The sequence below is a fragment of the Paenibacillus sp. FSL R10-2778 genome (assembly GCF_038593035.1).
Classification (GTDB): domain Bacteria; phylum Bacillota; class Bacilli; order Paenibacillales; family Paenibacillaceae; genus Paenibacillus_AQ; species Paenibacillus_AQ odorifer.
Genome location: NZ_CP151956.1, coordinates 1,268,514 through 1,282,448 on the forward strand (window position 1 = coordinate 1,268,514; position 13,935 = coordinate 1,282,448).

Sequence of the window (13,935 nt, forward strand, 5' to 3'; positions counted from 1 at the left end):
TTTAAGTTTTTCTGTTAAATGAATGGTAACCCCGCCCTCTCATAAGAGTTGTATGATTGATAGTTTTAGTATAAGCTTGCAACCTTCATTTGTTCAAATCAGTCTAAAGAGTGAAGGATCGAAGCTAAGGAGGGATCTTATGTACTTCGCAAAAAAAATCGGTGGGCTGGCGCTGATAGCAGCAATGTTATGGCTTACAGCATGTAGCGGAACGCCAGAAGCAGGGACGGAGCCGAAGCAGACGCCAGAGCAGACACAAGAGCAGACGCCAGAGCAGACACCAGTGCACACGCAAAAGCCGATACCCGAGCAGGCACCAGAGCAGACACAAAAGCAGACGCCAGAGCAGACACAAACTGCACAGTCAGCGGTTACTACGGAATCACCACAGGAGACTGAGACATCAAGTACGGGGCAGCCGCAGGATCTAGAGGGATTGCCGCCATTAGTTGAGGAAGCGGCGTCTACGGTAATGAACTCCATTAAGAATAAGAATATGAAGCAATTAGCGGCATGGGTACATCGGGATAAAGGGCTACGTTTCTCTCCATATGCATACGTGGATACAAAAAATGATCTTGTATTCACCCGGGAGGAAGTAGAAGGATTAATGAATGACTCTACCAAAAGAGTCTGGCGAACATTTGCTGGCTCCGGTGATTTAATCGAGCTGACATTTGCAGATTACTACAAGCGGTTTGTTTATGATGCGGACTTCATTCAGAAGGCCGAAATTGCTGTGAACAAGGGGCTTGGGCAAGGGACGACGATCAATAACTTAAACGAAGTGTATCCTAAGGAGCAATATGATTTCGTTGAATATCATATTGCTGGTATCGATCCTTCTGTCGAGGGTATGGATTGGCGCAGCCTGCGCCTAGTCTTCGAAAAGATCGGAGAAGACCATGCATTAGTCGGCATTATTCATGATCAATGGACGCCTTAGCTTACGGACTCAGACGGCGCTATTATGGACGCTGTTTGCCTGCTTCAACTTATTATTCACGTCCGTTGGTATACGCTGATCCTTACGGACCCAAATGACGCTATTCGCGTGTTTTTAGCGATTAGAGCACAGGTTCGGACTCCAGTGCAGCTATTCATTACAAAAAGGAACATTTATGGTGCTTTTTGTGCCGATAGCGACGATGGAGTCCTTTAGTAGTCCAAATGTGCGATTATACTGCGAATAAGGTCATCTGGGTCCGATAGCTACTGCAACCCCATCCGCTGCAAATCCTTCTGTTGCACACCTAGTGCTGCACACCTAACTGATGCATACCTAACAGATGCACACCTAGTTACTGAACACCTAGTTACTGAACACCTAGTTACTGAACACCTAGTTACTGAACACCTAGTTACTGCATACCTAACTGCTACACACCTAACTGTTGCACCTAGCGGTTGCACACCCATCTGCTACGTTCGCATACCGCAAACATTGGAGCATCGCTGATCTGTATTTTGTTTTTGGGTACCTGCTTCAGCGGATTTTCATATTCGTTGATACAGGATGAGCCTTACGGACCTAGATGACGTTATTCGCGTGTTTTTAGCGATTGGAGCACAGTTTCGGACTCCAGTGCAGCTATTCATTACAAAAAGGCACATTTATGGTGCTTTTTGTGCCAATAGCGACGATGGAGTCCTTTAGTAGTCCAAATGTGCGATTATACTGCGAATAAGGTCATCTGGGTCCGATAGCTACTGCAACCCCATCCGTGCAAATCCATCTGTTGCACACCTAACTGATGCATACCTAACTGATGCATACCTAACTGATGCATACCTAACTGATGCATACCTAACTGATGTACACTACCTGCTGTACACTAACTGCTGTGCCCTACCTGCTGCACACCTCTCTACTACACACCCATCTGCTACGTTCGCATACCGCAAACATTGGAGCATCGCTGACTTGTATTTTGTTTTTGGCTACCTGCTTTAGCGGATTTTCATATTCGTTGATACACGCTGAGCCTAACGGACCCAGATGACGCTATTCGCGTGTTTTTAGCGATTAGGGCATAGTTTCGGACTCCAGTGCAGCTATTCATTAGAAAAAGGCATATCTATGGTGCTTTTTGTGCCAATAGCGATGGTGGAGTCCGATAGTATCGTGAAATTGGCATTTTTCTGCGAATAAGGTCATCTGGGTCCGATAGCAGCTGCGTCCGTGCAAATATGATCTAATCGCTCGAAGTTTGATGTTCATCCCCGTCAAGTAGCTTCATGCACACAAATATGATCTAATCGCTCGAAGTTTGATGTTCATCCCCGTCAAGTAGCTTTGCACACGAATATGATCTAATCGCTCGAAGTCTGATGTTCATCACTGCTAAGTAATCAGCATTTCTGAGCCTGAGTTAGCTTGCGAACCCAGCGACGTTATTTGCAAATTTATTGCGATTGGAGCACAGTTCGGCCCAGTGCAGCTATTCGTTAGAAATAGGCCCATATTGGATGTTTTTTAAGACAATAGCAATTATGTAGTTCGATAGCGGCTGCATTCGTTACCTAATGAATCAGAGTTTGGAGTTGGGATAAAGGGGGAAGGAACAACAAACAACAAATAAGGGATGCTTCAGTAGCCATATGATGGCTTTTGAGGCATCCCTTATTTGTTTATAAAAATGAACTTAGATACCTGAGGAAAGGGAAGAGAGGCGAAGGGGAACTTTAGAACTGTAAGAGTGATAATGCCCTCCCTATAGCTTTCCACAGGAAAGCCATCTTCGTAAGCATAAGCTTCTCCGTTTCTCAGCCATCATAAACGGCAGCTGGAAGCCCAAATATTCACCGCAGCTGCGACTGGCCCTTAACTCTAAAACCCTCAAGTTCAATTTATATTATTGTGCCGCGCTAGACGAATAAGAGGCGGAGCCAGTTACAGGTTGAGCGATAGCTTTGTATCCATCTGGCAGATAAGTGGCAACAGATGCTTTTGTGATCACCTGCGCGTACATTTTCCCTGGTTCAGGAGCAGTCACGTTAAAGTAAATTACAGCCGTATTGTCTTTACCAAATTCGATTCGCTCAATCACCAGCCCATACCCGGGGTTAGGTAGATTATTAACGGTAAGGGTGGCTTTATTTACGCCTTCACCCGCTTTGGTCAACGTAACCTCTGTTTCGTAGGTTGGAGTAGTGGGACTGCCATTAGATACAATTACACGTTTAGCAAAAGCGGCTGCATCATAGATCAGAGCGGCTGCTTCAGAGCGGGTAATAGCATCATTCGGCCGGAAACTACCGTTCTTATCGAGTGTAGCAATATGTGTATTCAGCAGGATCTGGAGACTATTTATAACCTCCGTAGAGAGTTTATCGCCATCCTTAATGTCTACATACATCAGCGTAACAGGGAAGTTACCTTTACTTTGCAACGCTTGCGTCAATAAGTGCGCGAACTGAGCACGGGTGATAGTTCCATTAGGATCCACTGTCCGGTCGAGTGAAAGGCCATTTTGCTTGGCAGTCAGGAAAGCCGAAGCATACCAGGCCTTGTCGTTCACTTTATCAAAATAATCACTGGCTTTGGAAGAACTACTACCTGCCGCTGGTTGCGGAGTCAGATTCAGACCCCCAACGATGAATTGTATCCCTTGCGCAAAGCTTACTTTAGATTTAGGAGCAAACTTATCTTTGTCTACTCCGTTTATAATCCCCTCTTTATGCAAAGAGTTGATTTTTGCTTCCGCAGGATCACCTTTCAAATCTGAAAAAGCAAAAGCGGATGCCCCAAAAGACACACTCGCTGCCAAAATGCCGCAGGCTATAGTCATTTTTTTAGCGTTATTTATGAATAATGGTTTTTTCATTTGCGTCACCTCCATACTCTTAGATGGTAGATTAGACCAAAATGTTGCATAGAATTTAAAATATTATAACGATTCAAGTAAAATATTATCCACGCAGTAGCGATTCGGCACCGTCTACATAAATTTCAGTTCCCGTCACATGAAAAGATTCATCCGATGCGAGAAATAATACCAGATTGGCAACCTGCTCAGGCTTACCTGGTGCATTTTCCAGCGGATGATTACCTTCCGGAAATTCCACAGGAATCTTCACTTCTTGAAGATCATCGCTTTTATACGTATTATCTCCAATTTGTGTATCGATTGATCCAGGACAGATGGCATTTACACGGATGCCGTATTGCGCCAGCTCTAGTGCCGCCATTTTCATAAAAGCAACTTGTCCTGCCTTGGAAGATGAGTAAGCGGAAGCGCCAATGTTCGAGAATACTCGGTTGCCGTTAATGGAGCTGGTGATAATGATGCTGCCGCCATTTTCTTTCATATGGGGGATGGCATATTTTACTGTGGCAAAGGTGCTGCGTAGGTTGGTATTCAGTGTCTGGTCCCAATCTTCGATTTCTAGTGTTTCGATGGGAGACCATGTACCATTAATGCCAGCATTGGCAAAAATAATATCAATCTTCTGGGCCGCCTCCCCAACCTTACGAATACTTTCTTCGACCAGACCTGGATTGGAGACATCGCATTCAATTACTGTTGCTGTACCGCCAATAGTTTCAATCTCACGTTTAGTTTCATAGGAATCCTCGGGAGTGCGGTCAAGCATATATACCTTAGCTCCCTGTTGGGCAAACCGTATCGCTGTAGCTTTTCCAATACCGGAACCAGCACCTGTAACCACTGCAACTTTATCCTGTAAACGTTTATCTGTCATGATGAATTTCCTCCTCGGCGTTAAATTTCTTATATTAGTAATTACATACCCGGCATAGCTGAATCTAACCATTTGAACTGGAGGGTGGAACAACGTGGATGGATATATTACTATGGAACATAAGGATGTAAATAATATAAATTCAGATAAATTTAGATAAATCTAGCTCATGATAGGGGAACTATAGATGATTCAGCAGCAGGGAGCAGAACGGATTAATGTGGGGATATTTGCCCATGTGGACGCCGGGAAGACAACAACAACGGAGCATATTTTGTATGAAAGCGGTCGCATTCGAGCGCTTGGCAGCGTAGATACGGGGACGGCATTGACGGATTCTATGGATGTGGAGCGGCAGCGGGGGATCTCCGTACGGGCGGCATTGGCTTCTTTTGCTTGGAAAGGTGTGCAGATTAATCTGGTCGATACCCCGGGGCACGTCGATTTTCTGTCCGAAGTTGAGCGGTCTTTGCGGGTGATGGATTGTGCGGTGCTTGTTCTTTCAGCCGTGGAGGGTGTGCAGGCCCAAAGCGAGATGATCTGGAACGCGCTGCGCAAGCTGGGAATCCCCACACTTATTTTTGTGAACAAAATGGATCGTGTAGGTGCTGACTCTGAAGCTGTGCTGGCAGAGGCGCGAAATTATTTGTCTAGTGATATCATTCCAGTTCAGCAACCGATCGGCAAAGAGAAGGAGTACATAGGAGCAATAGATTTATGGGAGAATGAAGCTGATGCTAACAAGCGAACAGAATTATTAGAGGCTTTAGCTGAACGGGACGAAGAGCTGTTGGAGAAGTATATGTCAGGTAGTCCGATTGATTTGGCTGAATGGAAAAAATATATGAAAACAGCCTCCTCATCAGGTCGCTTTTTTCCGATGGTTTATGGCGTCGCCGCCAAGGGGCTTGGGATTACTGCCTTGCTGGATGCGATGGTTGAGTATTTTCCGCGCGCTGGTGGTAATGTGGAGGGTCCGGTGTCAGGCATCGTATACAATATTCAACGTGATAAAAGTATGGGACGGATGGCGTTTGTCCGCCTTTATGAAGGGACGATCCGTAACCGCGATACGCTGATGAATTATACGCAGGATATTCAGGGAAAAGTGACCCAGATCCGCAAGGTCGAAGGTGGTCGGACCGAGGATGTCGGAGCGCTTGAAGCGGGAGATATTGCTGTTATCTATGGTCTTTCCGGGGTGCGCATCGGAGATGTGCTCGGCCATCCGGGGGCCATTCCGGAGGAGGCGAAGCTGGCTGTACCGCTGCTAACGGTGCGTGTATTCTGGGAGCCAGAAATGGATGACCATAAGGTTATCGGGGCGCTGCAGGAGCTGGCGGATGAAGATCCGCTTTTGGATGCACAGTGGCTGCAGGATGAGCGGGAGCTGCATATCAAAGTAATGGGACCGATTCAGCTGGAGATTCTGAACAGTGTTCTGGAGGAGCGATATGCGCTGAAGGTTACTTTCGGTCAGCCTTCTGTCATATATAAAGAAACGCCAGCCCGTGCCGGCGAAGGTTTTATCGCTTACACGATGCCGAAACCGTGCTGGGCGATTCTACGCTTTCAGATTGAGCCTGGACCTCCGGGCAGTGGTTTAGTCTATGATTCGATAGTGCGGAGTTCCGATCTGCTGCCGCAATACCAGAGCGAAACCGCACGTCGTGTACCGGAAGCCTTGCAGCAGGGTTTGTATGGCTGGGAGGTTACCGACCTTAAAGTGACCTTGACCGAGGGACAGCATCATGTATGGCATACCCATCCGCTGGATTTTGCTGTGGCGACTCCGATGGGAATTATGGACGGACTCGCTCGGGTAGGCACTAAGCTTCTGGAGCCGATTCTGCAGGTTCGCATCGTGGTTCCTGAGGAGAATGGCGGCCGGGTGATGAACGACCTCGTGCAGATGCGCGGCACGTTCGAGCCTCCCGTGCTGCAAGGCGAACGGATGATTATCGAAGGACGTCTGCCGCTGGCAACGTCGCTCGATTATCCTGTCAGCTTAAGCTCCTACACGAAGGGGCGCAGCACGTTTACTTCTTTTTTTGCCGGCTATGAAGAATGTCCACCAGACGTATCTGCTGAGCGCACCCGCCGGGGCGTGAACCCACTTGATCAGGCGAAATATATATTAAGCGTGCGAAAGGCACTGCAAGGGTAAATTGAGGTAGAAGGACTATTGAGACTAATAGGCAGGGTGAAGACAAAGGAGCGTGTCAGCGATGTTAGTACTAAGATATACTCAGAAATTATTAAAAGATATGAAAGTAGCTCCAGTAGAAGTAGAAGACATCTCCTCCTTTTTTAGTTGGCATGTGAATATTATGCAGCTCAGAAAAAAACATATTTTATTTGTACATGATGCAAGCCGGTTATGTATATTATTGGATGGAATAAGAAGTGGTCAAGCTGATAAATTGGTTGAAAAGTTCAGAATAGAACTTAAGGAGTATTTATTGCAGGAGGGTTTTAAGAAGCAGCTCATAAATCAGTATTTATTAGAGGCCGGAGAAATCACTATATCCCGTACAAATAATAAAAGTGTACTTGGAACAATGAATGAAATAACACTATACAATTCGGTAGCTCAAAGTGATTTCAGCAGCTTGCTTGAGAGGAATAAGTGGTTGAACACTATTATATATAAACCTATTGATTATAAAGAGCCCATTAATGTCTTTAGAGAATCCTTAAATAGTTACTATTCATAAGCAAGTACTGTCAATCTTGGACTAGCTGAAGCTTTTATCGGAAATCTGAGGGGGAAATAAATTGAAGATTAGAGAAGCAACAGCTAGTGATATAGACGGGATCGCTTTTGTCCACGCTGCGAGTTGGAAAACCACGTACAGAGGGCTAATTTCGGACGAGTTTCTCGATAAAATCACAGTGGAAGCAAGAAGAAAGCTCTGGATTCGGAATTTTGAAAACCCCAATAAAGACGAGGTTATGTATGTGGCCGAAGATGGGGCTGGGACGATTATTGGTTTTGCAAATGGAGGAGCGCGAAGAGGGTCAGATCTCTCTGATCTCTATGATGCGGAGCTATATGCACTCTATTTGCTTAAGGAACAGCAAGGAAAGGGTCTTGGAAGGCAACTCATAAGAAGCGTAGCACAGAATTTATTGGAGAAAAATTATAGCTCGTTCATGACTTGGGTGGTAACAGGAAATCCCGCGATTCATTTCTACCACAAAGTGGGTGGGCAATCTGTTGCGACAAAAGAAGTGAAGATTGGGAATGAGCTCGTTGAAGAGATCATGATCGGGTGGAGGGATATTGGGGTTGTTGGGGGTTAAGAGCCAAGGAGAGCGATGTGCAGAAGCTTTTAACTGTATTTTGTACAACTATAATCCTGCAAATAACCCGCCAAAGGATATAACTGTATTTCGTACATCTATTTTTGTGATTTATTACTCTATGGGCACATTTTCTAGTTTTTAAGTGTACAGAATACAATTAAAGTCTTGATGATCCCCTTTGGATGCGGAATAAGTGTATGAAATGCAGTTATTTTACGAGTTCATAAAGCTCTGCCAGCCTTTTTCCACTTGCCCATAATCTGCCGTAGCAAGCCACCGCAAACCGGAGTATCGTTGCTACAACCGCCTATTCCCTCTCAGACTCAGCCTTCTTCCGCGCCCGGAAGCGCCGCACCTTCATAAGGTTGCCACAAGCTTTGTCATCGCAGTACCGCTTGGAGCGGTTGCGTGTATCATCATAATAGACCCAGAGGCAATCGGGATTCTCGCAGATGCGGAATCTTGTGGGTTCTTTTTCAAGCAATGCCTCGGCAAAAGACGCCGCAATCTCCGCCATCACCTGTTCCCAACCGCTATGGATTGGCAACAGCTTTATTTCCGCTTGCTCGTCGCTTTTCCATACAATTCGCCGTGTAACAGGACCCTTGTCCAAATAGATATTGAGCTGTTCAAGCATTTCTCCATACACTGTGTTTCCTTGCACAATAGCCTGTACCCAGTTCCATAGTAGTGAGCGAAGCTTTTTAAGCTGCGCCATTTCTATCGTGTTCGGCATCTGTGTTTCTAAAAGAGAATACTCCTTCAGCCATTTAAAAACCCATTCTTCTTCATCGAGCCTGTCCCGATCTTTATTCTTATCTCCTGTTCGCCAATCCCGCCAGTAGCTGTTAATGAAATCCTCCCACAACACGGTCTGTTCATCCTTTCCGATTCAACGCTCATTACAAATCATTGTAACAGTTAAAAATAAGTTTAGCTAGTTACTTGAATACAATCTGGAAATATGCTACATTTCTTTTGTAACCACTATATTATGGTTTAAGTCGTTACATATTAGTTCGCTTTGAAGTAGTTCTTTTTGAAGCTACACCATGAAGTTTATGTTTACACAAATTTTTAGGAGGTTGAACATGCAAAATAAAATCAGTGAGGTCTTGCTCCAAAATTGGGATTATTGCATGGATATCGAGGATTGGGCTCCGCCGCTTAGCGATGCGCTGGAAGGTGTGGATAGCAAACAGGCTCTCTGGAAGCCAGAGGGTGGGGCGGCCAATTCTATCTGGGAAACGGTTAACCATCTAACTTATTATAAGGTGCGTTTGCTGCGAAAGCTAAAAGGGTTGCCCAAACAACCCGATGCTGAAAGCAACGATGATACCTTTACTGTAACAGCTGAAGGAGAAGAAGCATGGGCGAAAGCCGTTGCAGACCTGAAGGACGTGCATGCTGCTCTTAGAGAAATCATTGAAGCGTTGGAAGAAGGCGCGTATGATTGGGGCGGTTCGGGTCATGCGCCAGGAGAAGAGGTAATGAGCCTTATCCTACACGATTCTTACCATACTGGACAAATTATTATGCTGCGTAAATTGCAGGGTTCATGGGTGTCCAACCGTAGTTTTAATTAGAACCTCCACATTTAAAAATACAAGCCGTACACTGCTATTCCGGTATACCCGGGTCAGCGGAGGTACGGTTTTTTTGTGTACAACTCTGGTAGGCACGAGTATATATTCTATATTGTTTTTTTTGGTTGATTTGGATAAATTAAAACGCGATATGGATATGGGCTCAGAAACTAATCACTGATATCATATAATCCAAAGGCTAAATTAACAAATAACTAGAGCTGCAGATGATTCCTGAAGATTTAAGGGTCATCTTTTTTGATGAGGAATCAAGTCTATCAGGCGGAAGGGAGTGTAAAGATTGACGAGGTTTGGACAGTTAAACACATTGCGTAATCAAATTTTCCTGGGTTTCATGTTTGTCATGGTGATCGTACTCGCCACGGTTGGTTTTTTTATGTACGGGCAAGTTTCGGTTCTATTACGCAATAGTGCGGAGAAGCACATTGAACAGACTGCAGTTCAGGCAACGGGCAAATTGGATGTACTGATCCGGCAGATTAATACGTTGACGGCGCAAGTGGCAACCAACGCCTCCATTCAGCGATTGCTCGCTCAAGAGGCTGAAGGAAAGCCGATCAGTTTCGCCGAACGTCAAACCATCCAGCAGGAAGTACGTAAATATGAGGCGTATGCGACAGGGATTCGTTCCATTGAGCTGTATGCAGGTGATTATCAGAAATTACTTTCGGTTGATGACGCCAGCCTGAACAATCGAGTATCCGAAGAATGGATCAGCCGGGTGGACGAGGGCAAAGGACGTCTCGTATGGTTTGGACTTGACCCGCGGAATTCGGATATCGTCATTGCGATTCGTAATATTAGACTGATTGATCATTCATTCACGAAAGCTGGCTATATTATGGTTCAAATTGAGAAAAGTTACTTCCAGCTTACGGATGAGGTGGACAGCTCACAGGCGGAAACGCGTGAATTAATGAGATTATTTGATGAAGCGGGACGGCAAATTTCTTCCGATTTTTCCGTAAATGTCAATGCAAATAAGATACTGGATCATGGAGGAGAAAAGGTTGAGGTTGGCGGAGAAGACTACATTGTAATTCAGAAGCAGTCCAAGGCAACAGGCTGGAGGCTAGTAATCCTCACTCCAGTTGACTATACGACAGAGGGGATATCTGTCCTTCGTACAGCGATCATCGTATCCGGTGTTGTTGGCAGTTTATTGTTTCTCATCTTTACTTTTATTTTATCCACGATGATTACACGTCCCATACTGAATTTGATTAAAGTGATGCGTGGTTCGCGATTTGGAACCTTGAAACCGATTTCAGTCACTTCTACCACTATGGAGATCAATGAGCTCAATAATACTTATAACCAGATGGCTCACTCTCTGAATGAACTAATTGAAGTCGTCTATCAGAAGGAGATCGTCCAGAGTCGCACAGAATTAAAGGCACTTCAGGCTCAAATCAATCCGCATTTCTTATTTAATACATTAGAAGCATTCTACTGGGCCCTAGATGAAAAAGGTGAGGAGGAATTAGCCCAAATTGTGGTTGATATGTCGGGGCTTTTTCGTTATGTCATCAATCGAACTGATGATGATGAATGGGTGACTATCGGCGATGAGCTCGATCATGCCGAAAGATATTTGAAGATTATGGAGATGCGTATGCTCGACAGGTTATCCTGGCGGATTGAGTCAGATGAAGCTTGCCGAAGTGTCCCGCTACCGAAGCTGTTAATCCAGCCTCTTGTCGAAAATGCGATTCTTCATGGCGTAGAGCAAAGGGTTGGACCGGGGACAGTCATGCTAATTGTCAGACCTTCAAGTCGTCCGGGATATACATTGGTTACGGTAACTGACGATGGTCCAGGGATGGATGCAGCAAAGATATCGTCTATCTATCACACCATGGAGAAGGGGAGCATGAGGTCTTCCAAAGGGACTGGGATTGGTATTGCTAATATAGAGCGGAGACTGAAACTCAGCTACGTAGACAATACGGACGGGCTTGAAATACGAAGTGAAGAAGGTTATGGAACTAGCATTTCTTTTGAAATACCGAATGAACCTGGAGAGGGGAAAAACACGTGAAAACTATACTCATCGTAGATGATGAACCGAGAACAAGAGAAGGGGTTCGTAAAACATTAGAAGCCTGGTCATCCGGTCAATATCGCATCGAAACCGCAGCAAGCGGTGTTGAAGCACTGGCATGGCTGCAAAATAACAAAGTTAATCTACTTATTACCGATGTGCGCATGCCTGAGATTGGAGGGCTAGAATTAGTTGGAAAGCTGAACGAAATGCCTCATCCTCCAGTGGTTATTGTGATCTCCGGCCATCCTGAATTTGACTATGCACAGAAAGCCTTGCAGTTTGGTGTAGTTGAATATTTACTGAAGCCACTCGACAAAACGAAGCTGGTCCGAGCAGTGGAATTAGCATTGAAACGCAAGGATGATATTTATCGAATCGAACGAATGGAGAAGCTGATCGATCCCAAGCTTATGGAAACGGTACAGCAGGAGAAAGTGTATAGCACTCAAGTGCGTGAGGCACTCCAATACTTAGACGAACATCTTCACGAATCGATATCCATGCGTGATATAGCGGATCAATTACACATGAATGCCAGCTATTTCAGCGTCCTTTTCAAAGAGCAGACGGGACTGACTTACAGTGAATATGTAACGAGAAGGAGAGTACAACGAGCCAAAGAACTACTGGTGAGCACCCGGCTGTCCATTGCTGAAATCGCGGAACAAGTAGGCTATCAAACGGCTAAATATTTTGTGAAGGTATTTCGTGCACTCGAAAATGTTAGTCCAGGGCAATACCGGCAGAACGTCATGACCACGGAGGAAAGAATCCAATAATAGTGGTATTAGTCCCAATCCTTATGACCTTACGACATCATGGGATCCAAGCTACAATCTAGTTAAGCGGTTACAAGGCCGCTAGACAACAATAGAAAAGGGGTTGTAAGCGTGCGCAATAAAAAATGGACAATATTGTTCTTAACGATGTGCCTCGTTCTTGTCACAGCTGGTTGTGGTCAAAAAGATAACAATGCAGGTGAATCTAAAGGTAGTGCAAATGGGGGAAGCGACAAAGTCACCGTTAACTTCATGCATTTATGGCCAGAAGGTGTTTCTGCCGGACAAAATAAAATTGTTAATCAAATCATTAAAGAATATCAAACAGAGCATCCCAATGTTGTAATCAAGCAAGAGGTTCTTGACAACGAGCAATACAAAAATAAGCTGAAGGTATTATCTGCTTCTAACGAATTGCCAGACGTTGGGGTAACTTGGGCCGCTGGCTTTTTGCAGCCTTACGTTGAAGGAAATCTGTTCGCACCTGTAGATGACTTGTTGAATGGTGAATTAAAAGACAAGTTCGTCGCAGGAACTACAGAAGCTTATGCTATTAACGATAAAACGTATGCGCTTCCACTTGAGTTTAACATCGCACCTATCTACTACAATAAAGCTATTTTTGAAAAGTATAATCTTGAGGTTCCACAAACCTACGATCAGTTTAAGCAAGTTGTAAAAACACTATCTGATGGGGGCATTGCACCGATTGCTCTCGGCAATAAGGATCGCTGGACAGGATCGCTTTGGTATATGTATCTGGCTGATCGGATCGCAGGCCAACAGGCACTTGCAGGTGCGATCAGTGGATCAGGCTCATTTATGGATGAAGGATTAGTAAAGGCGGCATCAGAGGTCCAATCACTTGTAGACAGCAATGCATTTGTTAAGGGATTCAACGGTTTATCAAATGAAGAGGCAAAATCAGAGTTCGTAAATGGCAAGGCGGCAATGTACATGATGGGATCATGGGATCTGCCAAACTTCACAACGAATGAAGAAATTCCACTGGAATTCCGTAATAGTGTTGGTTTCTTCAAATTCCCGACAGTTGAAGGCGGGAAGGGAGACATTAACAGCTGGGTAGGTGGACCAGGTGTAGGATTATTTGTTGCTGAGAACTCTGAGGTAAAAGAAGAAGCAAAATTATTCGTCGAGTATTTCGTATCCAAATGGGGAGAGCAATCCGTAACTGGAGCAGGCGTTATTCCAGCTACGAAGGTGGACACCGCCACACTGGATCTACCACAGCTCTACATCGATTTGTTTAACGAAATGAACAAAGCTAGCAGCATCACTTTATTCGCAGATGTTCAAATGCGTGCCAATGCAGCAGAAACGCATCTGAATATGATCCAGGCTCTTTTTGGCAAAGCGGTGACGCCAGAGAAGTATTCCGAGGAGCATGACGCGGCCATCTCTAAAGGCAACTAAAGCTTCGACAACTAGGCGAAGGGGACAATTAGCTTATCCGGCAGCGTGATGCCGG

Annotated in this window: 11 protein-coding genes; 8 read left to right on the forward strand and 3 right to left on the reverse strand. The window is 45.0% G+C overall.

The window, feature by feature from the left end; genetic code table 11:
* The first annotated feature begins 139 nt into the window (after nt 1-139).
* Nucleotides 140-946, forward strand: coding sequence for a hypothetical protein (locus NST40_RS05515; protein ID WP_342410487.1), 807 nt, complete (start codon nt 140-142; stop codon nt 944-946).
* A gap of 1,909 nt (nt 947-2,855) precedes the next feature.
* On the opposite strand, the gene NST40_RS05520 is transcribed toward NST40_RS05515, so the two are convergent.
* Both NST40_RS05520 and NST40_RS05525 read right to left on the reverse strand, forming a co-directional pair.
* Entirely contained in the window at nt 2,856-3,827 is a 972-nt protein-coding gene (locus NST40_RS05520) for an S-layer homology domain-containing protein (protein WP_076187528.1), read from the reverse strand.
* 85 nt (nt 3,828-3,912) lie between these two features.
* Nucleotides 3,913-4,704: an SDR family NAD(P)-dependent oxidoreductase gene (locus NST40_RS05525; RefSeq protein ID WP_076277909.1), complete on the reverse strand. Its 792-nt coding sequence runs from the start codon at nt 4,702-4,704 to the stop codon at nt 3,913-3,915.
* Between the two features lie 187 nt (nt 4,705-4,891).
* On the opposite strand from NST40_RS05525, the gene NST40_RS05530 reads away from it, so the two are divergent.
* The 3 genes from NST40_RS05530 to NST40_RS05540 all read left to right on the forward strand — a co-directional run bounded on the left by NST40_RS05530 (nt 4,892) and on the right by NST40_RS05540 (nt 8,010).
* Nucleotides 4,892-6,871, forward strand: a complete 1,980-nt coding sequence (locus tag NST40_RS05530; RefSeq protein ID WP_076277910.1) for a TetM/TetW/TetO/TetS family tetracycline resistance ribosomal protection protein — start codon at nt 4,892-4,894, stop codon at nt 6,869-6,871.
* 61 nt (nt 6,872-6,932) lie between these two features.
* Nucleotides 6,933-7,421, forward strand: a complete 489-nt coding sequence (locus NST40_RS05535) for a hypothetical protein (RefSeq protein WP_036686793.1) — start codon at nt 6,933-6,935, stop codon at nt 7,419-7,421.
* A gap of 61 nt (nt 7,422-7,482) precedes the next feature.
* Entirely contained in the window at nt 7,483-8,010 is a 528-nt protein-coding gene (locus NST40_RS05540; RefSeq protein WP_076277911.1) for a GNAT family N-acetyltransferase, read from the forward strand.
* Nucleotides 8,011-8,320: 310 nt separating this feature from the next.
* Here the strand turns inward: NST40_RS05540 and NST40_RS05545 are convergent, their stop codons facing one another.
* The gene (locus NST40_RS05545; protein WP_076277912.1) at nt 8,321-8,884 is read right to left on the reverse strand and encodes a CGNR zinc finger domain-containing protein; all 564 of its coding nucleotides are present in this window, start codon (nt 8,882-8,884) and stop codon (nt 8,321-8,323) included.
* Nucleotides 8,885-9,104: 220 nt separating this feature from the next.
* Here NST40_RS05545 and NST40_RS05550 point away from each other — a divergent pair, with 220 nt between their 5' ends.
* From NST40_RS05550 to NST40_RS05565, 4 genes are all read left to right on the forward strand, one after another.
* Nucleotides 9,105-9,599 carry a DinB family protein gene (locus NST40_RS05550; protein ID WP_036686798.1) on the forward strand — a complete coding sequence of 165 codons (495 nt, stop codon included), beginning with the start codon at nt 9,105-9,107 and terminating at the stop codon, nt 9,597-9,599.
* A gap of 301 nt (nt 9,600-9,900) precedes the next feature.
* The gene (locus tag NST40_RS05555) at nt 9,901-11,661 is read left to right on the forward strand and encodes a sensor histidine kinase (protein ID WP_342410488.1); all 1,761 of its coding nucleotides are present in this window, start codon (nt 9,901-9,903) and stop codon (nt 11,659-11,661) included.
* Nucleotides 11,658-12,446 carry a response regulator gene (locus NST40_RS05560; RefSeq protein WP_342410489.1) on the forward strand — a complete coding sequence of 263 codons (789 nt, stop codon included), beginning with the start codon at nt 11,658-11,660 and terminating at the stop codon, nt 12,444-12,446. Before NST40_RS05555 ends, NST40_RS05560 begins: the two co-directional genes overlap by 4 nt.
* A 111-nt stretch (nt 12,447-12,557) precedes the next feature.
* Nucleotides 12,558-13,880 (forward strand): extracellular solute-binding protein, encoded by a 1,323-nt coding sequence (locus NST40_RS05565; RefSeq protein WP_038569072.1) that lies wholly within the window; start codon nt 12,558-12,560, stop codon nt 13,878-13,880.
* Nucleotides 13,881-13,935: the final 55 nt, after the last annotated feature.

Excerpts from the sequence above, each read along its gene's own strand:
- NST40_RS05550 (WP_036686798.1), top strand. The coding sequence starts at position 9,105 with ATGCAAAATAAAATCAGTGAGGTCTTGCTCCAAAATTGGGATTATTGC.
- NST40_RS05520 (WP_076187528.1), bottom strand. The coding sequence starts at position 3,827 with ATGAAAAAACCATTATTCATAAATAACGCTAAAAAAATGACTATAGCC.
- NST40_RS05535 (WP_036686793.1), top strand. The coding sequence starts at position 6,933 with ATGTTAGTACTAAGATATACTCAGAAATTATTAAAAGATATGAAAGTA.
- NST40_RS05525 (WP_076277909.1), bottom strand. The coding sequence starts at position 4,704 with ATGACAGATAAACGTTTACAGGATAAAGTTGCAGTGGTTACAGGTGCT.
- NST40_RS05515 (WP_342410487.1), top strand. The coding sequence starts at position 140 with ATGTACTTCGCAAAAAAAATCGGTGGGCTGGCGCTGATAGCAGCAATG.
- NST40_RS05530 (WP_076277910.1), top strand. The coding sequence starts at position 4,892 with ATGATTCAGCAGCAGGGAGCAGAACGGATTAATGTGGGGATATTTGCC.